Source organism: Plantactinospora mayteni (assembly GCF_016862935.1).
Lineage (GTDB): Bacteria > Actinomycetota > Actinomycetes > Mycobacteriales > Micromonosporaceae > Plantactinospora > Plantactinospora mayteni.
Genome location: NZ_BONX01000022.1, coordinates 26,809 through 46,695, shown reverse-complemented (window position 1 = coordinate 46,695; position 19,887 = coordinate 26,809). Strand labels below are relative to the sequence as shown.

16 protein-coding genes, 1 tRNA gene and 3 pseudogenes are annotated in these 19,887 nt (G+C 71.4%); 13 read left to right on the top strand and 7 right to left on the bottom strand.

What is annotated here, in order from left to right; all coding sequences use genetic code 11:
* The first annotated feature begins 16 nt into the window (after window positions 1-16).
* The 8 genes and pseudogenes from Pma05_RS16175 to rny all read left to right on the top strand — a co-directional run bounded on the left by Pma05_RS16175 (window position 17) and on the right by rny (window position 8,553).
* Window positions 17-1,159, top strand: a complete 1,143-nt coding sequence (locus Pma05_RS16175; RefSeq protein WP_203858244.1) for an acyl-CoA dehydrogenase family protein — start codon at window positions 17-19, stop codon at window positions 1,157-1,159.
* A 165-nt stretch (window positions 1,160-1,324) separates the two neighbouring features.
* Window positions 1,325-2,647 (top strand): MFS transporter, encoded by a 1,323-nt coding sequence (locus Pma05_RS16170; protein ID WP_203858243.1) that lies wholly within the window; start codon window positions 1,325-1,327, stop codon window positions 2,645-2,647.
* Window positions 2,648-2,687: 40 nt separating this feature from the next.
* Complete coding sequence (locus tag Pma05_RS16165) at window positions 2,688-2,888, top strand: DUF3046 domain-containing protein (RefSeq protein ID WP_203858242.1); 201 nt, start codon at window positions 2,688-2,690, stop codon at window positions 2,886-2,888.
* A 217-nt stretch (window positions 2,889-3,105) separates the two neighbouring features.
* Window positions 3,106-3,957 (top strand): annotated as a pseudogene (gene recA, locus Pma05_RS43490) (recombinase RecA); the annotation flags it as partial.
* A 60-nt stretch (window positions 3,958-4,017) separates the two neighbouring features.
* Window positions 4,018-4,572 (top strand): annotated as a pseudogene (locus tag Pma05_RS43485) (LAGLIDADG endonuclease); the annotation flags it as partial.
* Between the two features lie 171 nt (window positions 4,573-4,743).
* The gene (locus Pma05_RS43480) at window positions 4,744-5,247 is read left to right on the top strand and encodes a hypothetical protein (protein WP_372441487.1); all 504 of its coding nucleotides are present in this window, start codon (window positions 4,744-4,746) and stop codon (window positions 5,245-5,247) included.
* Between the two features lie 23 nt (window positions 5,248-5,270).
* Complete coding sequence (locus Pma05_RS16155; protein WP_203858241.1) at window positions 5,271-6,011, top strand: regulatory protein RecX; 741 nt, start codon at window positions 5,271-5,273, stop codon at window positions 6,009-6,011.
* A 766-nt stretch (window positions 6,012-6,777) separates the two neighbouring features.
* Window positions 6,778-8,553, top strand: a complete 1,776-nt coding sequence (gene rny / locus Pma05_RS16150; protein WP_203858240.1) for a ribonuclease Y — start codon at window positions 6,778-6,780, stop codon at window positions 8,551-8,553.
* 193 nt (window positions 8,554-8,746) lie between these two features.
* Here the strand turns inward: rny and Pma05_RS16145 are convergent, their stop codons facing one another.
* The 5 genes from Pma05_RS16145 to Pma05_RS16125 all read right to left on the bottom strand — a co-directional run bounded on the left by Pma05_RS16145 (window position 8,747) and on the right by Pma05_RS16125 (window position 12,740).
* A complete protein-coding gene (locus Pma05_RS16145; RefSeq protein ID WP_203858239.1) occupies window positions 8,747-9,748 on the bottom strand; it encodes an amino acid ABC transporter permease in 1,002 nt (333 codons plus the stop codon).
* A gap of 135 nt (window positions 9,749-9,883) precedes the next feature.
* Complete coding sequence (locus tag Pma05_RS16140) at window positions 9,884-10,594, bottom strand: amino acid ABC transporter permease (protein ID WP_203858238.1); 711 nt, start codon at window positions 10,592-10,594, stop codon at window positions 9,884-9,886.
* A gap of 68 nt (window positions 10,595-10,662) precedes the next feature.
* Window positions 10,663-11,553, bottom strand: a complete 891-nt coding sequence (locus Pma05_RS16135; protein ID WP_203858237.1) for a glutamate ABC transporter substrate-binding protein — start codon at window positions 11,551-11,553, stop codon at window positions 10,663-10,665.
* A 63-nt stretch (window positions 11,554-11,616) separates the two neighbouring features.
* Window positions 11,617-12,402, bottom strand: a complete 786-nt coding sequence (locus tag Pma05_RS16130; protein ID WP_203858236.1) for an amino acid ABC transporter ATP-binding protein — start codon at window positions 12,400-12,402, stop codon at window positions 11,617-11,619.
* Window positions 12,403-12,644: 242 nt separating this feature from the next.
* Window positions 12,645-12,740: transfer RNA gene (locus Pma05_RS16125), tRNA-Sec, on the bottom strand.
* Between the two features lie 453 nt (window positions 12,741-13,193).
* Here Pma05_RS16125 and Pma05_RS16120 point away from each other — a divergent pair.
* Window positions 13,194-13,676: a hypothetical protein gene (locus Pma05_RS16120; RefSeq protein ID WP_203858235.1), complete on the top strand. Its 483-nt coding sequence runs from the start codon at window positions 13,194-13,196 to the stop codon at window positions 13,674-13,676.
* 37 nt (window positions 13,677-13,713) lie between these two features.
* Here Pma05_RS16120 and Pma05_RS16115 read toward each other — a convergent pair whose 3' ends face one another.
* Complete coding sequence (locus tag Pma05_RS16115) at window positions 13,714-13,962, bottom strand: DUF2277 family protein (RefSeq protein WP_203858234.1); 249 nt, start codon at window positions 13,960-13,962, stop codon at window positions 13,714-13,716.
* A 79-nt stretch (window positions 13,963-14,041) separates the two neighbouring features.
* Here Pma05_RS16115 and miaB point away from each other — a divergent pair, with 79 nt between their 5' ends.
* Window positions 14,042-15,535, top strand: a complete 1,494-nt coding sequence (miaB, locus tag Pma05_RS16110; protein WP_203858233.1) for a tRNA (N6-isopentenyl adenosine(37)-C2)-methylthiotransferase MiaB — start codon at window positions 14,042-14,044, stop codon at window positions 15,533-15,535.
* Window positions 15,536-15,646: 111 nt separating this feature from the next.
* On the opposite strand, the gene Pma05_RS16105 is transcribed toward miaB, so the two are convergent.
* A complete protein-coding gene (locus Pma05_RS16105; RefSeq protein WP_203858232.1) occupies window positions 15,647-16,855 on the bottom strand; it encodes a DUF349 domain-containing protein in 1,209 nt (402 codons plus the stop codon).
* Window positions 16,856-17,064: 209 nt separating this feature from the next.
* Here Pma05_RS16105 and Pma05_RS16100 point away from each other — a divergent pair.
* The 3 genes and pseudogenes from Pma05_RS16100 to dapF all read left to right on the top strand — a co-directional run.
* Window positions 17,065-17,784: pseudogene (locus Pma05_RS16100) on the top strand (class III extradiol dioxygenase subunit B-like domain-containing protein); the annotation flags it as partial.
* Window positions 17,785-18,029: 245 nt separating this feature from the next.
* Window positions 18,030-18,968, top strand: coding sequence for a tRNA (adenosine(37)-N6)-dimethylallyltransferase MiaA (gene miaA / locus Pma05_RS16095; RefSeq protein WP_203858231.1), 939 nt, complete (start codon window positions 18,030-18,032; stop codon window positions 18,966-18,968).
* A gap of 59 nt (window positions 18,969-19,027) precedes the next feature.
* Window positions 19,028-19,873, top strand: coding sequence for a diaminopimelate epimerase (gene dapF / locus Pma05_RS16090; RefSeq protein ID WP_203858230.1), 846 nt, complete (start codon window positions 19,028-19,030; stop codon window positions 19,871-19,873).
* Window positions 19,874-19,887 lie beyond the last annotated feature (14 nt).

Here is a 19,887-nt window from a genome sequence, read left to right as displayed (position 1 = left end):
GGGCAGACTGGCCGGCATGGAACAGCACCTCTACGAGCCCGTGCACGACGAGTTCCGGGAACTGTGCCGGGCGTTCCTGGCCCGCGAGGCGGTGCCGTACCACGACCGGTGGGAGGCGGACGGCATCGTGGACCGGGAGGTCTGGCGCCGGGCCGGTACCGCCGGACTGCTCGGCATGGACATCCCCGAGGAGTACGGCGGCGGTGGCCAGCGCGACTTCCGGTTCAACGCCGTACTCGTCGAGGAGGTCGTCGGCAGCGGCTGTTCCGGGCTCGGGTTCGGGCTGCACAACGACGTGGTCGCGCCGTACCTGAGCGAGCTGGCCACCGACGACCAGCGGGCGCGCTGGCTGCCCGGCTTCTGCTCCGGTGACATCGTCACCGCGATCGCGATGAGCGAGCCGGGCGCCGGTTCCGACCTGGCCGGGATCCGCACCACCGCCACCCGGGACGGCGACGACTACGTGCTGACCGGGCAGAAGACGTTCATCACCAACGGCGAGCTGGCCGACCTGGTCGTGGTGGTGGCGAAGACCGCGCCGGAGCGGGGCGCGCACGGCGTGAGCCTGCTGGTGGTCGAGCGCGGCATGCCCGGGTTCACCCGGGGTCGGCGGCTGGCCAAGGTCGGGCTGAAGGCCAACGACACCGCCGAACTCTTCTTCGACGAGTGCCGGGTGCCGGCGGCGAACCTGCTCGGTACGGAGAACCGGGGCTTCTACCACCTGATGGCGAACCTGCCCCGGGAGCGGCTCGGCATCGCGGTCGCGGCGGTCGCCGCCGCCGAGCGGCTGCTCGCGGTCACCCTCGACCACGCCCGGTCCCGCCAGGCGTTCGGCCAGCCGATCGGGGCGTTCCAGCACAACCGCTTCCTCCTCGCCGAGCTGGCCACCGAGATCACCATCGCCCGTACCTTCCTGGACCACTGCGTCGCCGAGTTCAACGCGGGTCGACTGTCCGCAGTGGACGCCGCGAAGGTCAAGTGGTGGACCACGGAGTTGCAGAACCGGGTCGCCGACCGCTGCGTCCAACTGCACGGCGGCTACGGCTACATGCTGGAGTACCCGGTCGCCCGGGCCTGGCTGGACGGCCGGGTGCAGACCATCTACGGCGGTACCACCGAGATCATGAAGGAGATCATCGGCCGCGACCTGGGGCTGTGACGGGCCGGCGGATCGCGCTACGCCGTCGGCGAATCGGGGTTGAACCCGCCCGGAGCCCGTGCTTCGATCCGCAGGTAAGGATGGCCCTCGCCTACCGCTCCTTGCGGCGGACGGCGTGCGCCGCCCGCCCTGGGGCGGGTCCGAACGGGGACGGGAGCGGCTGACATGACGACGGAACTGACCACCGGAGTCGACGGCCGTCCCGCCGGGACGGCGGAACCCGACATCGCCCGGGTCCAGCGGCGTACGCTGCTGCTGCTCTGCCTCACCCAGATCATCGGCGGCACCGGGATGACCATCGGGATGTCCGTCGGCGTGCTGCTCGCCGCCCGGCTCGGCGGGACCGCGATCTCCGGCCTCGTGCAGAGCGCCTCGGTGGTCGGCGGCGCGCTGCTAGCCATACCGGTGAGCCGGATCATGCGTACCGGGGGGCGGCGGCCGGGGCTGATCGCCGCGTACCTGGTCGGCGCGGTCGGCGGGGTGCTGATGGTCCTGGCGGCGGTCGCCGGCTGGGTACCGCTGCTCTTCCTCGGCGCGCTGCTCTTCGGCGGCGGGACGACCGCCGGGCTCCAGGCCCGGTACGCCGCCGTCGACCTGGCCGAGCCGGCCCGCCGGGGTCGACACCTGTCGATCGCCGTCTGGGCCACCACCATAGGTGCGGTGACCGCCCCGAACCTCGCGGCGCCGGCCGACCGGGCGCTTGCCTGGACCGGGGTACCCGCGCTGGCCGGCCCGTTCGTCTTCAGCGTGCTCGCCTTCGTGCTGGCTGCCGGCGTACTCCTGGTGTTCCTCCGGCCCGACCCGCTGCTGACCGCGCGCCGGCTCGCGGCGGCCGACGCCCCACCCGCTCCCGACGTCGCTGGCACCCGGCCCGGGCGGGACGAGGGGCTGCGCGGCGCCCTCCGGGTGGTCCGCGACCTGCCGGCCGCCCGGCTCGGCATCTCCGCCGTCGCGACGGGGCACCTGGTGATGGTCGGGGTGATGGTGATGACCCCGGTACGCCTCGGCGAGTGGCACTCCGACGCCCACCTGCTGCGGGTGGTCGGTATCGTGCTCAGCCTGCACATCGCCGGGATGTTCGCGCTCGCCCCGGTGGTCGGCTGGCTCACCGACCGGGTCGGCCGGCGTGCGGTGATCCTCGGCGGACTCGGCCTGCTCCTCGCCGCCTGCGCGGTCGCCGGGACCGCCGGGCACGACACCGTGCGGATCTCGATCGGGCTCACCCTGCTCGGCCTCGGCTGGTCCGGCACGATGGTGGCCGGCTCGACCCTGCTGTCGGAGTCGGTGCCGGTGCGGGTGCGCCCGTCGGTGCAGGGGCTCTCCGACCTGACCATGGGACTGGCCGGGGCGCTCGCCGGGGCGCTGAGCGGGTTTGTCATCCAGGTCGCCGGCTATCCCGTGCTCAACCTGCTGGCGGCGGTCGCCGTGGTGCCGCTGCTGGCGCTAGCGTTGCGGACGGCGCCGCCGCAGGTGCGGGCCGGGGCCTGAGACGGGTCGGGGATGCCCGGCGTGGAAGGGGAGTACTTCGGTGCGGCTGACAGACTTCTGGGCACGGCTGGAGCAGACGTTCGGCCCGGCGTACGCCGGCAGCATCGCCGCCGACCAGGTGTTGCCGCAGTTGGATGGCCAGACCATCCGGCAGGCCCTGGAGGCCGGCGAGGAGACCGTGGTGGTGTGGCGGGCGGTCTGCGCGGCGTACCCGGACCGGGTGCCGGCTCGGCTACGCTGAGCCGTCGATCGATGCGCTTCTCAAAGTGATCGATTAGGCACTTACGGTAGTTTGGCGTGTCGTGTGCCGAGTCGTACACCTGTTCGGCTATTGTCCACAGCAGGGCGCCCGTCCACAGGTCGCGGCCAGCCGGCTGTTTTCTGTCGGACCGAGCGCCTAGCGTGTGCGCGTGACGAAAAGCTCAGCGAAGCAGCCGGCGAAGGCAGGGGTGGCGACCATGGCGGCAGGACCTGACCGGGAGAAGGCACTCGACCTTGCTCTCGCTCAGATCGACAAGCAGTTCGGCAAGGGCTCGGTGATGCGGCTGGGGGAGCGGCCGGTCATCCAGACTGCCGTGATCCCGACCAGTTCCATCGCGCTCGACGTGGCGCTCGGCGTGGGCGGTCTGCCGCGCGGCCGGGTCGTCGAGATATACGGACCGGAGAGCAGCGGTAAAACTACCGTCGCGCTGCACGCGGTGGCCAACGCGCAGAAGGCGGGTGGCATCGCCGCGTTCATCGACGCCGAGCACGCCCTCGACCCGGAATACGCGAAGGCGCTGGGCGTCGACACCGACGCGATGCTGGTCTCCCAGCCCGACACCGGTGAGCAGGCGCTGGAGATCGCCGACATGCTGATCCGGTCCGGCGCGCTGGACATCATCGTGATCGACTCGGTCGCCGCGCTGGTGCCGCGCGCCGAGATCGAGGGCGAGATGGGCGACAGCCACGTCGGCCTCCAGGCCCGGCTGATGAGCCAGGCGCTACGGAAGATCACCGGTGTGCTCAGCAACACCGGCACCACCGCGATCTTCATCAACCAGCTCCGGGAAAAAATCGGGGTCATGTTCGGCTGCATGTCGTACTCGACGAGGGTCACCCTCGCGGACGGCACGCAGGAGAAGATCGGCAAGATCGTAAACCAGCGCATGGACGTCGAGGTCCTCTCCTACGACCCGGAGACCGACCGGGTCGAGCCCAAGCGGATCGTCAACTGGTTCAACAACGGCCCGGCCGAGGAGTTTCTCCAGTTCACGGTCGCCAAATCCGGCGGTAACGGGCGCGCGCAGTTCGCCGCCACCGCCAACCATCTCGTCCGGACTCCGGGCGGTTGGCGTGAGGCCGGCGAGCTGGTCGCCGGTGACCGGGTGATGCTGGCCGAGCAGCGCCGGCTCAGCGAGCAGCAGTGGCAGGTGGTGCTCGGCTCGCTGATGGGCGACGGCAGCCTCTCGCCCAACCGTCGGGACCGGTCCGGGGTGCGATTCCGGCTCGGCCACGGCGCCAAGCAGGCCGGCTACCTCGACTGGAAAGTGTCGCTGCTCGGCAACATCCCGCACTCGCGCCGGACCGACGCCCGGGGAGCCGTCTTCGCGGACTTCACGCCGCTGCCCGAACTGGACGAGCTGCGCCGGGCGGTCTACCTCGGCGACGGGAAGAAGCACCTGAGCTGGGACTACCTCAAGGCACTGACGCCGCTGGCGCTCGCGGTGTGGTACATGGACGATGGCGGCTTCACGCTGCGTTCCAAGGGGCTCCAGCAGCGTACCGAGGGCGGCTCGGGGCGGATCGAGATCTGTGTCGAGGCAATGGCCGAGGGCACCCGCGAACGTCTGGTCGAGCACCTGCGGGACGCGTACGAGCTGGACGTGAAGCTGGTGGCCCGGGGTGCGCGGCAGATGGCGTTCATCCAGTTCACCACTGCGGCCTCGGCGAGGTTCCAGGAGATCGTCGCGCCGTACGTGCCCGTGATGATGGAGACCAAGCTGCTCCCGCGCTTCCACGGCCGGTGTGCCATCCAGCCGGAGTTCGTGCCGGCGGAGCTGACGCCGGTGCCGGCGCGGATCATCGACGTGCGGGTCAAGCCTAAGACCCGTTCGATGAACCGATTCGACATCGAGGTCGAGGGCAACCACAACTATTTCGTCGATGGTGTGATGGTGCACAACAGCCCTGAGACCACCACTGGTGGTCGGGCGCTGAAGTTCTATGCCTCGGTCCGGCTCGACGTGCGACGGATCGAGAGCCTCAAGGACGGCACCGACGTGGTCGGCAACCGGACCCGGGTCAAGGTGGTGAAGAACAAGGTCGCGGCCCCGTTCAAGCAGGCCGAGTTCGACATCATGTACGGCAAGGGCATCTCCCGGGAGGGCTCGCTGATCGACGTCGGCGTCGAGCAGTCGATCATCCGCAAGTCCGGCGCCTGGTACACCTACGACGGTGACCAGCTCGGCCAGGGCAAGGAGAAGGCCCGCGAGTTCCTCCGGGAGAACCCGGACGTGGCGGCCGAGATCGAGAAGAAGATCCTCGAGAAGCTCGGTGTCGGGGTGGTGGCCGGGACGGATGCGGCCGGCGGGCCGGAGTTGCCGCCGGTGGACTTCTGACGGTCGACCGAGTCCACATCGACGTGGCAGGACGACGTGGTGCCCGTACGGGCCGGGGGTGGGACGCCGCCCCGTCGGCCCGTACGGGCGGCAGTGGCACCGGCCGCTCCCGCCGGGGCCGGTCCGGTGGCTCGGCTGCCCCGTCCGGGCGGTGGCCCAGCGGGGCGGCGGTACCGGACGACGCGGCACCGGACGAGTCGACACCGGCGACGGCTCCGCGTGACGAGGCGGAGCAGGCCCGGGAGATCTGCCTACGCCAGCTCGCCGTACGCCCGCGCACCCGGGCCGAGCTGGCCACCGCGCTGGCGCGGCGAGGCATCTCGGAAGAGGTGGCCGCCCAGGTCCTCGACCGCTACGACGAGGTCGGCATCATCGACGACGCCGCCTTCGCCCGGGCCTGGGTGAGCAGCCGTCACCAGGGCCGGGGGCTGGCCCGTCGCGCCCTCGCCAACGAGCTGCGCCAGCGGGGGGTGGACGCCGACACCGCGACCGAGGCGCTCGGCGAGCTGGACGAGACAACCGAGGCCGAGACCGCCCGGCACCTGGTCGACCGCAAACTCCGTACCGCCACCGGCTCTCCCGAGGCGGTCTTCCGGCGGCTGGTCGGGATGTTGGCCCGGAAGGGCTACCCACCCGGGGTGGCGATCCGGGCGGTCAAGGACGCGCTGGCGGAGCGGGACGCCGAGGCGGCCGAGTTCGCCGACCGGATCGACGCGGACGCCCTGGCCGAGGCCGGCGCGGAACCCGATCGCGACGCCCTCTAGCTGGAACGTCTGCGTCGAACTCTGGGGGTTGTCTCATCCTGAAGGTCTGTCTCAACGGCGGGGTACGCCGCGACGAGCACCCCACCGTGCCGATCGACCCGACGGCGGCGGGCTGGATCGCCGGGGTCGGTCCAGCGGGAGGGGCGGCCCCGCGAGGCCGAGCTGGGAGCGCTTTCTCTGGGGTCGCCGGAGCGGTGTCACCGTGCCCGGAGGTCGAGTCGGATTCCGGACTCGCCCCCTTATGCCCACCCCGGGATCAGCTTCCAGTGAGCGTGGGGTCGCCCTAAGTCAGACACTCGGCCGGATCATGAGTTTCTTGACCGAATGCCCCATCGCGACCTAGCCTCGCCTTAGACGAGTTTTCCGACCATCGCAGGCTAAGCGCACAACATAGATCGCGTAACAGTACGGCATCACTTCAGGCCAGTTCATCGGCCAGATATTCGGTTACCGGACGGGCCGGTTCGGTGACCGCAGCAGCACAGCACCCGGTCGTCGGCGGTGTCCCCGGGGGGCACTGCCCGGTGTCCGTACCCCGGCCAGCCGCCTCGGTCGGGCGTCGTGACAGCCGTAGGACACGCCTCACCCACGGGCGTGGCCCCTCCGGCGCTTGACGGCACAGGGGAGGCGGCCATGACCGAGCGGGCCAGGATCGGTAGCGGGTTCAGTCACGCCGAGGCGCCGGCATGAGCGAGCGACGCGAGCGAGTCAGCCAGTGCAGGGCGGATGTGCCTCATGTCGGCACGCAGCGCGGCGGGGTGCCGGCATGAGCGGCCTCGAATGGGCCCTGCTGGCCGCCATCGCAGGGCTGGCCGCGCTGGTGCTCGCCGCGATCAGCCTGGGCGCCCGGGCGCTGCGCCGGATCGGGACGATGCCCGCCACGCCACCGCCGGACGATCCCGCCTTCGTCGCCGAGAAGGACCGGCAGGAGCAGTCGCTGGCGGCGTTGCGTACCGCCGCCGACGAGGCGTCGTCGAGCGTCGACATGGCCAAGTCGGCCGCCGCTGCGGCCCGGGCCGACGCCGCCGCCGCGAAGGCCGAGGCGAGCGCCGCCCGGGCCGAGGCGCAGCGGATACTTGACGCCGCCCGGGCCGAGGCCGACACCGTACTGGACCGGGCGCACCGGCAGGCCGAGGCGGACGCCGAGCAGGTACGCGCGGCGGCCCGGCGCAGCGGCGAGCGGGAGATCTCGCTGCTCGCCTCCACCACCCGCGAACAGGCGGCCGAGGTGGAGCGGCGGGCCCAGCGGATGGACGAGCGGGAGCGGCTGCACACCGAGGAGGTGGAGCGGCTCGCCGAGCGGGAACGCCGGCTGACCACCGCAGCGGCCGAGCTGGCGACCCGGAAGGCGTCGCTGGTCGCCCGGGAGACGGCGGTGGCCGAGGCGGAGCAGCAGCGGAAGCGGGAGCTGGAGCGGATCGCCGGGCTGACCGCCGAGGCCGCCCGGGCCGAGCTGGTGGAGGCGATCGAGGGCCAGGCGAAGCGGGAGGCGGCGATCCTGGTCCGGGACATCGAGGCCGACGCCCGGAACACCGCGGAGCAGCGGGCCCGGCACATCGTGGTCGACGCCATCCAGCGGGTGGCCAGCGAGCAGACGGCGGAGAGCGTCGTCAGCGTGCTGCACCTGCCCGGCGACGAGATGAAGGGCCGGATCATCGGCCGGGAGGGCCGCAACATCCGGGCCTTCGAGTCGGTCACCGGAGTCAACCTGATCATCGACGACACCCCGGAAGCGGTCCTGCTCTCCTGCTTCGACCCGGTACGCCGGGAGATCGGCCGGTTGACCCTGGAGAAGCTGGTACTCGACGGCCGGATCCACCCGCACCGCATCGAGGAGGTCTTCGAGACCGCCAAGCACGAGGTGGAGCGGCTCTGCCAGCGGGCTGCCGAGGACGCGCTGGTCGAGGTGGGCATCACCGAGATCCACCCGGAGATGGTCAGTCTGCTGGGCCGGCTGCGCTACCGGACGTCGTACGGGCAGAACGTGCTCAAGCACCTGGTCGAGACCGCGCACATCGCCGGGGTGATGGCCGCCGAGCTGCGGCTGGACGTGCCGCTGATCAAGCGGTCCGCGTTCCTGCACGACATCGGCAAGGCGCTCACCCACGAGGTGGAGGGGAGCCACGCGCTGATCGGCGCCGACCTGGCCCGCAAGTACGGCGAGGCCGAGGAGGTGGTGCACGCGATCGAGGCGCACCACAACGAGGTGCCGCCGCAGACCATCGAGGCGGTGCTGACCCAGGCGTCCGACGCCTGTTCCGGTGGTCGGCCGGGCGCGCGCCGGGAGAGCCTGGAGGCGTACGTCAAGCGGCTGGAGCGGATCGAGGAGATCGCTGCCGGCAAGTCGGGCGTGGAGAAGGTCTTCGCGATGCAGGCGGGCCGGGAGATCCGGGTGATGGTCAAGCCGGACGACGTCGACGAGATCGGCGCGGCGGTGCTGGCCCGGGACGTGGCGAAGCAGATCGAGGAGGAGCTGACCTATCCGGGGCAGATCCGGGTGACCGTCGTACGCGAGTCGCGGGTCACCGAGATCGCCCGCTGACGACCCGCCGAGCCCGCCCTCGCCCCGCGAGCCAGCCCTCGCCCCGATCCAGCCCTCGCCTCGACCCAGCCCGAATCCGCGCACATGTCACGCGGCAGGACGGAGAAACGCCGGCCACCACCTTTCGGTCGTGGCCGGCGTTCTCGTTTCCGTATGTCGCCCATCCCCGCTCCGGGGCGGGCGGGACGGTCGGCTAGGTGGTGCTGCCCGCGTCCGCCCCGACACCCACGCTCGCTCCGCCGGGACCGGCCTGCGGCATGATCGACGGCGGGGCGGCCTGGGTCGGCAGCGCCCGGGTCTTGCGGCCCCGGGCCATCCGCCGCTGCGCGTACTCGGCGAGCTTGGACAGCAGGTAGTTGATCAGGATGTAGATGGCGCCGACCACCGCGTACACCTGGATCGGGTTCTCCAGGTTGTCGATGATGTACCGGCTGACCCGGAGTACTTCCTCGTAGCTGATGATGAAGCCGAGCGAGGTGTCCTTGAGTACCACGATGAGCTGGCTGATCAGGGCCGGCAGCATGATCCGGAACGCCTGGGGCAGCAGGATCATGCGGGTGGTCTGGAACGAGCTGAAACCGATCGCGTGCGCCGCCTCCCGCTGGCCGCCGGGCAGGCCCTCCATGCCGGAGCGGAGGATCTCGGCGATGACCACGCCGTTGTAGATGGTGAGGCCGATGACCAGGTACCAGAGGATGTCGCCGAGGTCGACGCCCAGGTCGGGCAGGGCGCTGGCGACGAAGAAGATGGTGATCACGACCGGCAGGCCGCGGAAGATCTCCACGCAGAACCGGGTGACCGCGTTGAGCAGCCAGCCGAGCCCGCGCAGCGCCCAAGCGGCCGGGTCGGGCAGCCCGACGAACCGCCGCTGCTTCAGCGTCTTGAGCTGTACCCGGAGGACGGCGAGCGCCGTTCCGAAGATGAGCGAGCTGAGGATCGCCAGCCCGGCCGCGGTCAGGGTGGCGATGAAGCCGTCCCGCAGCCGCGCCCAGACCAGCGGGAACACCTCGTTGTTGGGGTCGACCAGCGGACCCCACTTCTCCATCGTGAGCTGGCCGTTCTCGTCGAGCGGCCGGTAGACGAGGAAGTATCCGACGGCGGCGATGCCGACGACCGCGAAGAGGCTCACGATCAGGGTGATCCGGTGGGCCCGTGGCCCGGGCGCGTCGTAGAGCACCGTCTGCTGTTGGCTCATGCCGGCACTCCGCTTCGCTCCGTGCCGCCATGAGGCACTTTGGCGCTGAGTTCGATGATTCGCTCGCTGCGCTCGCTCATGCCGGCATCTCCTCCTCGTTCACGTCGCCCGCCACCCGGCTCTTCTCCAGTGCGTTCACCGGGCCGCCACCGCCCGGCGTTGCTCGATCCGGTCGAGGAGGATGCCCAGCGGCACGGTCATCACCAGGTAGCCGATGGAGACTCCGACGAAGACCGGGATGATCGGCTCGCCGAGCGCGCTGGTCAGGTTCTGCGCCGAGTTGGAGAGCTCGCCGACGACTCCGAAGAAGCCGGCGAGCGCCGAGTTCTTGATCATGGCGATGATCACCGAGCCGAGCGGTACGACCGCGGACTTCCACGCCTGCGGCAGTACGACGTACCGCAGGTTCTGCCCGAAGGTGAGCCCGATCGCCCGGGCCGCCTCGGCCTGCCCCGGCGGTACGGCGTTGATGCCGCTGCGGATCGCCTCGCAGACGAAGGCGGCGGTGTAGAGCGAGAGTGCGATGACGGCGAACCGGAAGTATGGCAGGTCGATGCCGAGCCGGGAGAAGATGCTGGACAACCCGGGGATCCGCAGGAAGTCGGCGTTCGAGTCGAGCGCCGGCAACCCGAAGGCAGCGAAGAACCACACGATGGTCAGCGGACTGTTCCGGAAGACCGTCACGTACGCGGTGCCGATCCAGCGCAGCGGTGGCACCGGGGAGATCCGCATGACCGCGACCAGGGCGCCGAGCGCCAGCGCCCCGACCGCGGACAGGATACAGAGCTGGAAGGTGAGCCAGAACCCTCCAACGAAGACGTCGAAGTGGTCGACGAGCACACTCACGGGCACGCCTCTCTCATGGTCACCTTCCAGCTCCTACCTACCTCCGCGTCTTTCGAACGCGGCGCTGATCAGTACCGGTTGACCGCCGGACCCTGCGGGACGGTCGAGTCGAACTTGCCCGCGGTGTCCTGCCAGGCCTTCGCGTACCGGCCGTCGGCGTAGATCTTCTCCAGGGTGGCGTTGATGAACTCGCGGAACGCGGTGTCGCCCTTCTTGACGCCGATCCCGTACGGCTCCTCGGTGAACTTCTCACCGGCCAGCTTGAACTTGCCCTCGCTCTTGGCCACGTAGCCGAGCAGGATGACGTTGTCCGTGGTGACCGCGTCGACCTGCTTGTTGGTCAGCGCGTCGACGCACTTCTGGTAGCCGTCGAAGAGCACCAGCTGGGCGCCGGGGCTGGCCGGGTTGGCCAGGTACTTCTTGATGTTGTCGCCCGGGGTCGAACCCTGCACCGAGCAGACCTTCTTGTCGCCGGCCTTGAACGAGTCCGGGCCGGTGATGGAGCTGTCGTCGGAGCGGACCATGATGTGCTGCCCGGCGACGTAGTACGGACCGGCGAAGTCGATCCGCTCCTTGCGCTTGTCGTTGATGGTGTAGGTCGCCACCACGATGTCGGCCTTGCCCTGCTCCAGGACCTCTTCCCGGACCGCGGACGGCGTCTCGATGTACTCGACCTTGTCCGCGGCGATGCCTAGCTCGCCAGCGATGATCTTGCCGATCTCGACGTCGAAGCCGGCCGGCTTGTTGTCCAGGCCCTTGAGGCCGAAGCCCGGCTGGTCGAACTTGGTGCCGATGATGATCTTCTGTGCCTTGTTCAGCCGCTCCATCGTGGTGCCGGCCTCGAAGGTCTTGCTGCCGGCACCGGTGCCCGTGTCGTCTCCGTCGTCACCGCCGCAGGCGGCCACGGTGAAGGCCAGTGCCGCGACCGCGGCAACCGCCGCCACTCGCGTGATCCGCATTGCTCTCTCCTTCTTCGACGGAGCGGCCAGACCCGGTGGGGCGGTCCGCTCCACTGTGGATACCTAGTGGGTGAGGATTTTGGACAGGAAGTCCTTGGCCCGCTCGCTACGGGGGTTGGCGAAGAACTCGTCCGGCGCGGCGTCCTCGACGAGCTGGCCGTCGGCCATGAAGATGACCCGGTTGGCGGCGTGCCGGGCGAAGCCCATCTCGTGGGTCACCACCACCATCGTCATGCCCTCACGGGCCAGCGAGGTCATCACGTCCAGCACCTCGCCGACCATCTCCGGGTCGAGGGCGCTGGTGGGCTCGTCGAAGAGCATCGCCTTGGGCTGCATGGCCAGGGCGCGGGCGATCGCCGCCCGCTGTTGCTGTCCGCCGGAGAGCTGTGCCGGATACTTCTCGGCCTGGTTCGCGATGCCGACCCGCTCCAGCAGCTTCATCGCCCGGTCCCGGACGGAAGCGGCCTTCTCCTTGCGGACCTTGGTCGGGCCGAGGGTGACGTTCTCGAGGATCGTCTTGTGCGCGAAGAGGTTGAACGACTGGAAGACCATGCCGACCTCGCTGCGCAGCCGGGCCAGAGCCCTGCCCTCGGCCGGCAGCGGCTGGCCGTCGAAGGTGATGGTGCCGGAGTTGATCGGCTCGAGCCGGTTGATCGCCCGGCAGAGCGTCGACTTGCCGGACCCGGAGGGGCCGATCACGACGACGACCTCACCACGGGCCACCGACAGGTCGACGTCCTGCAACACATGCAGTGGGCCGAACCACTTGTTGACCCCGTCAAGCCTGATGAGCGGTCGGTCGGTCGTCGTCGCACCGGCCACCACGCCCGCGTCGCTCCGCTCGGTCATGCCCCCACCTGTCTCGTCCATGATCTGTCGCACCGGATTCAGGCTGAATCGGTTACGCAACTCTAGGGGACCTGACGTGCTGGAATGTAATCGAGTTCATCACGGGGCGATAACAGCGGCAGTAAAGATCGTTACTGCAAGCTAAGGCGTGTCAACTCTGGGTAGTGATGTGCTGGTCCTCGTCTCTCTTCCCGTGCTCGGGTGCCTGGCAGAACCGGGCGCGCGGTCCGTGCTGGGGAAGCTGGCGGAGGCGTACGGGAATCGAACCCGCCCGACCGAGCTGCTCGGTCGCATCGGTTTTGAAGACCGTGAGGACCACCAGGCACCTGCCCGCCTCCTCGGCCAGCAGCGACGTTCCGGCCCTGATCGTAGGGGGTGCGACGTGGGTGCATCGCCTCGGCCCTCCCGTCAACGGTCGCGCCTCGCTCGGACGCGTCCCGAGCGGGGCGGCAAGGCCGCGACGAGTAGCACCTGGCCGTCTCCAGGTCGGACCATAGCCAGGCCCGAACTGTCCGGTGCCCGACCCCGTCGGCCCGAACAGACCACGCTGGGTGAGCCTGCCCGGCGAGCTGCGCCGGAACGAGGCCGGCCTCTGACTACAATAGGTAGTCAAGGGCCGTCTATTTCGGCGGATATGGTCACAGACCGGTAACTTAGCCGCTCTCGACCCGGTGTGCCCGGCACCATCGTGGGTGAGGCCGTTACACCCAGGCATCGGGTGTCCGGCCGACGGGGGATGCCCGACCGAGACCCGGCATCCAGCCACGAACGATTACGGCGAGGAGGCGGCAATGATCGAGCTGTGGAACTGGAGGACGGAGGGGCGGGTCACCGCCTCGGAGATCCGCCTCGCGCTTGCCGACGCGCTCGACGTACCGGTGCTGCCGCTCGGCGGGCTCGACCTGGCCCGGGTGCCGTCCGGCGCGCTGCTGGCCGACGTCTGGCACCGCCCCGGCGACTTCCCGACCTCCGTCGACTGCTACGGGGTGCCGGCCGGGCTGCCGGAGGTGGGCGCCGTCGCGGCGTTCGCCCGCCGGCTGGGCCGGGCCTGCCTGCTGCCGGACGACACCCTCGACGCCGGACGGCACCTGCTGGTCGCGGCGGACGGCACCATCCGGCCCGTGCACCACGACGTGCGGGACACCGACGACGGCGAGATCCTCTCCGAGCAGCGGCTCTGCACCGTGCTCAGCCCGCGCTGCCGGGGCTGGTCGCCCTGTCAGCGCTCGCGCTGGGTCCCGGACTCGGTGATCCCGGCGCTCGCCGCCGCCTGACCGCCGTCCGGCCCACCGTCAGCCCACCGGCTGGCCGTCAGCCCGCCGCCTGACCGCTCGCCGCCGCCGGGCCGGTGCCGGAGCCCTTCACCACGAGCTGGTCGAGCAGGGTCCGGGTCGCCTCGGCCACGGCGGCCACCGCGGCGTCGAAGGCCGCCGCGTTGTGCGCGGCCGGGGCGCGGAACCCGGAGATCTTCCGGACGTACTGCAACGCCGCCGCCTCGATGTCCGTCTCGGTGACGACCTCGGCGTACGGCTGGCGAAGGGTCTTGATGCTCCGGCACATGGCGCTACCTTCCGGTCGAGGGGAGTGGACGTCCCGGGAGAACTGGCTTCCCGGGCTCTGCGGATACTCTGTCACTGTCATGACTACCGCAGCCCTCGGCAGCCCGCGTACCTATCAGGTGCGCACCTACGGCTGCCAGATGAACGTGCACGACTCCGAGCGGATCTCCGGACTGCTGGAACAGGCCGGTTACGTGCGCGCGGCCGACTCCGACGATCCGGACGTGGTGGTCTTCAACACCTGTGCGGTACGCGAGAACGCCGACAACCGGCTCTACGGCAACCTCGGCCACCTGCGCCCGGTCAAGGACAAGCACCCCGACATGCAGATCGCGGTCGGCGGCTGCCTGGCCCAGAAGGACCGGGGCGAGATCGTCCGCCGCGCGCCCTGGGTGGACGTGGTCTTCGGCACCCACAACATCGGCGCGCTGCCGGTGCTGCTGGAGCGGGCCCGGCACAACGCCGCCGCCGAGGTGGAGATCCTGGAGTCGCTGGAGGTCTTCCCCTCCACGCTGCCGACCCGGCGCGAGTCGACGTACGCCGGGTGGGTGTCGATCTCGGTGGGCTGCAACAACACCTGCACCTTCTGCATCGTGCCGGCGCTGCGCGGCCGGGAGAAGGACCGCCGGCCTGGCGACGTCCTGGCCGAGGTACGCGCCCTGGTCGCCGAGGGTGTGCTCGAGGTCACCCTGCTCGGCCAGAACGTCAACTCCTACGGCGTGGAGTTCGGCGACCGGCTCGCGTTCGGGAAGCTGCTCCGGGCCACCGGGGAGATCGACGGGCTGGAGCGGGTCCGGTTCACCAGCCCGCACCCGAAGGACTTCACCGACGACGTGATCGCGGCGATGGCCGAGACCCCGAACGTCTGCCACTCGCTGCACATGCCGTTGCAGTCCGGCTCCGACGACGTGCTCCGGGCGATGCGCCGGTCGTACCGGGCCGAGCGCTACCTCGGGATCATCGAGAAGGTCCGGGCGGCGATGCCGGACGCGGCGATCACCACGGACATCATCGTCGGCTTCCCCGGCGAGACCGAGGCCGACTTCGCCCGCACCCTCGACGTGGTCCGGGAGGCCCGGTTCGCCTCCGCCTTCACCTTCCAGTACTCCAAGCGCCCCGGCACCCCGGCCGCGACCATGCCCGACCAACTGCCCAAGCAGGTGGTCCAGGAGCGCTACGAGCGGCTGATCGCGGCGGTCGAGGAGATCACCTGGGCGGAGAACCGGAAGCTCGTCGGCACCCCGGTCGAGGTACTGGTCGCGGTCGGCGAGGGGCGCAAGGACGAGCGCACCGGACGGCTCTCCGGGCGGGCCCGGGACGGTCGGCTGGTGCACTTCGCCGCCGGCTCGTACGAGGGGAAGATCCGGCCCGGCGACATCGTGCACACCACGGTCAGCTATGCCGCGCCGCACCATCTGAACGCCGATGGGGAGCCGCTGGCGCACCGGCGTACCCGGGCCGGTGACGCGGCCGAGGCGGGGCGGGCGCCGCGTACCGGTGGGGTGTCGCTCGGGCTGCCCACGGTCGGCGTGCCGCCGCCGCTGCCCGCGCCTGCGGCGGCCTGCGACCGCTGAGGCTCACCGACAGGCCGGGCTGCCGGCAATCGGCTGGTAGGTGTCGACAGTCGACGGCGGCCCGGCGCGGCCGGAATCCCCGGACGGGCCAGGCCCGCCCGGGGGATCGGCTCAGCTCGCCTGCTCCGCCAGCTCCAGGAACCGCCGCTTGGCGGCGAGGGCCTGCTCGGCCTCGCGGATCCGCTTCGCGTCGCCGGCCGTCCTGGCCCGGGTCAGCCGCTGCTCGGCCTCGGCGACCTGGTCGCGCATCTGCGCGAGCAGCGGGTTGGCCGACGGCTCGGTCCGCCGCCACGCCGAATCCATCGCCTGGCGGACCTTCTCGTCCACCACGCGCAGCCGGCGGTCCAGGTTGGCCGCCGCGTCCCGGGGCACCCGGCCCGCCTCGTGCCACTGCCCCTGGATCTCCCGGAGCTTCGCCTGCGCACCACGCGGGTCGCCGTCGACGTCGAGCGCCTCGGCCTCGGCGAGCAGGGACTGCTTGCGCTCCAGGTTGCCGCGCTGCTCGGCGTCCCGGGCCGAGAAGACCTCGCTGCGCCGGGAGAAGAAGCCGTCCTGAGCGCCCCGGAACCGTTCCCAGAGCCGCTCCTCGGCCTCCTTGGAGGCGCGCGGCGCGGCCTTCCACTGTGCCATCAGCTCCCGCAGCCGGTTGGCGGTGGCGGCCCAGTCCGTCGAGTCGGCCAGCGACTCGGCCTCGACGACCAGCTCCTCCTTGGCCGCCTGGGCCTGCTTACGCTGGGCGTCCAGAGTGGCGAAGTGCGCCCCACGGCGCCGGGTGAAGCCGTCCCGGGCGGCGGCGAACCGCTTCCACAGCTCGCCGTCGGTCTTCTTGTCGACGCCGCGGATGGTCTTCCACTCGTCGAGGATCTCCTTGAGCCGGTCGCCCGCGGTCTTCCACCCGGTGGACTCCGCGGCCAGCTTCTCGGCCTCCTCGACCAGGGCCGTCTTCCGGGTCACCGCCTCGGCCCGGGCGGTCTCCCGGGCGGCCCGGGCCTCGCCGGCCTTTCCCTCGGCGAGCGCGGCCAGCCGCTCCAGCCGGGTGGCGAGCGCGTCGAGGTCGCCGACCACGTGTGCCTCGGCCAGCGACCCTCGCAGCCGCCGGATGGTGGCGAGCGAACCCGACGGGTCCGCCGCCCCCGAATTGAGTCGGGCCTCGGTCAGGTCGACCTCGGTGACCAGGTCGGCGAAGCGGCGGGCGAAGTGGGCCAGACCTTCCTCCGGCGCACCGGCCTGCCAGGAACCGACCACCCGCTCACCCTCGGCCGTCTTGACGTAGACGTTCCCGTCCGCATCCACCCGTCCAAAGGCAGTCCAGTCACTCATGAGCCCATCCTCGTTCTCCCGGCGCTGCCGGGGATGGGGGTCCCCGGCGGTCGCCGCCACGGCGCAGCGAAGTTTCTCCCGGCATTGTCACAGGTCCAACCCGGTCCGCGTCGAGCGCCTATCGTCGACCGTGACCATACGGTGTCCTAGACCGCACCCGGATCGTCTGGCCTTCGGGTGTAAGGTTCGCTGCCCGCTACGGTGGTGGCGTGCCACTGGTCGCCGCCGCCGTCTGCCCACATCCCCCGTTGATCGTTCCGGAACTGGCCGCGTCGGCGGCCGGTGAGCTGGATGATCTTCGTCGTGCCTGCGCCGACGCGGTCGGCAGGCTGCTGGCGACCGGGCCGGACGTCGTACTCGTGGTGGGGGCAGGGGAGCGGACCGACCCGTACGGGCCGGCCGACTCCGGCAGCCTCCGGCCGTACGGGCTGGATCGGGTGCTGCGGCTGGGGCCGGACGGTACCCGGACCGGCCGGGCGGAGCTGCCGCTCGGGCTGCTGATCGGTGCCTGGCTGCTGGACCGGGCCGGTCTGGCCGGATCGCAGCGCTGGCAGAGCGTCGCCACCGACGCCCCGGTGCACGAGTGCCGGCGGGTCGGCGCCGAACTGGTCGAGGATCCGGCCGAGCGGGTCGCGCTACTGGTGATGGGGGACGGGTCGGCCTGCCGGGGCGAGCGGTCACCCGGATACGACGATCCGCGCGCCGAGGCGTACGACGACCGGGTCGCCGAGGCCCTCCGGGACGCCGACGGCCCGGCCCTGCTCGGGCTGGAGCCGGAACTGTCGAGCCGGCTGCTGGTCGCCGGCCGGGCACCCTGGCAGGTGCTCGCCGGAGCGGCGGCCCGAGGCGGGGCACCCTGGCACGGCGACCTCACCTACTACGCCGCGCCCTACGGAGTCAGCTACTTCGTCGCCACCTGGACCCCGTCCCCGCCGAACGGGCCACCACCCGGACCCGGTGAGCCGGACGGGCCGCTCGGATCCGGTGAGTCGGAGCGGTCGTCGGGGGCCGGTGGGCCGGAGAGGCCGTCCCGATCCGGTGGGTCGGACGGGCAGCTCGGATCTCGTGAGCCGGATGGGCCGGAGGGGGGGCTCGGATCTCGTGAGCCGGACGGGCCGCCCGGGTCGGGTGAGTCGGAGCGGTTGTCGGGGGCCGGTGGGCCGGGCGGAGCGGCGTGGTGAGCGGGCGTGGTCGGGTCGTCGCGGTCGTCGGCCCGACCGCCACCGGCAAGTCCGGGCTGAGCATCGCGCTGGCCGAGGCCCTCGGCGGCGAGGTGGTCAACGCCGACTCGATGCAGCTCTATCGCGGGATGGACGTCGGAACCGCCAAACTGACCCCGGCCGAGCGGGCCGGGGTACCGCACCACCTGCTGGACATCTGGGCGGTGACCGAACCGGCGAGCGTGGCGGCGTACCAGGCGCTGGCCCGGGCGGCGGTCGACGACATCCTGGCCCGGGGACGGGTACCGCTGCTGGTCGGCGGCTCCGGGCTCTACGTCCGGGCGGTGGTCGACGAGTTCGAGTTCCCCGGCACGGATCCGCTGGTCCGGGCCAGGCTGGAGGCGGAACTCGCCGAGTCCGGGCCGGCGCCGCTCCACGCCCGGCTGCGGGTCGCCGATCCGGCGGCGGCCGAGAGCATCCTGGCCAGCAACGGGCGGCGGATCGTACGGGCGCTGGAGGTGATCGAGCTGACCGGTGCGCCGTTCACCGCCTCGCTGCCCCGACCGACGCCGTACTACGACGCCGTACAGCTCGGGGTGGACCGGGAGACGGCGGCGCTGGACGAGCGGATCGCGGTACGGGTGGACAGGATGTGGGCGGACGGGCTGGTCGCCGAGACCGGGGCACTGGCGGAGCGGGGCCTGCGGGATGGCCGTACCGCCAGCCGGGCGCTCGGCTACCAGCAGGTGCTCCGGCTGCTCGACGGCGAGATCACCGAGCCGGCGGCGCGGGCCGACACGATCCAGGCGACCCGGCGGTTCGTCCGGCGGCAGCGCTCCTGGTTCCGTCGCGATCCCCGGGTCCACTGGCTGGACGGGGCCCGGGACGACCTGGTCGAGGCGACCCTCGCGCTGGTCGCCGAGCCGTCGGCGGAGGTCGGGCGGCGCGAGTGATCCCGGGCCGGGGCGAGGGTGCCCGGCGGGGCCGGCGGTCGCTCGGGGATGATGGAGGGGTGCGGTTCACCAAGGGCCACGGCACCGGTAACGACTTCGTGCTCCTGCCCGACCCAGACGGCCAGCTCGGCCTGACCCCGTCGATCGTGGCGGCGCTCTGCGACCGTCGGCGCGGCATCGGCGCGGACGGGGTGCTGCGGGTCGTCCGGGCGGCCAAGCACCCGGACGCGGTCGGGTACGCCGGCACGGCCGAGTGGTTCATGGACTACTGGAACTCCGACGGCTCCTTCGCGGAGATGTGCGGTAACGGGGTACGGGTCTTCACCAGATACCTGATCTCCAGCGGGCTGGCCGAGCCGGTCGACGGCGGCCTGCCGATCGCCACTCGGGCCGGAGTGGTCCGCGCCGAGGTGACGGACGGGCAGATCGCGGTGGATCTCGGGCCGCCCCGGATCACCGGAGGTGCGGTGGCCACGCTCGGCGGGCTGACCCTGGCCGGTACCGTCGTGGACTGCGGCAACCCGCACCTGGTCTGCGTACTGCCGGCCAGTATCGCGCTGGCCGGGCTCGATCTGACCCGCTCACCCGGCTTCGACCCGGCGGCCTTCCCGACCGGGGTGAACGTCGAGTTCGTCGCCCCCGGGGAGCCGGTCGACGGCGCCGACCTGCACGTACGGATGCGGGTCTACGAGCGTGGCTCGGCGGAGACCCTCTCCTGCGGCTCCGGCGCCTGTGCGGTGGCGGCGGTGGCGTTGCGCGACGCCGGGCGTACCGGTGGGGCGGTGGCGGTGGACGTGCCCGGCGGCCGGCTGACGGTGACCGTGGACGACGAGAGCTGCTGGCTCGCCGGCCCGGCGCTACTCGTCGCGGACGGCGAGGTCGACCTGACCGCCCTCACCGACTGAGCGCTTCCCCCGTC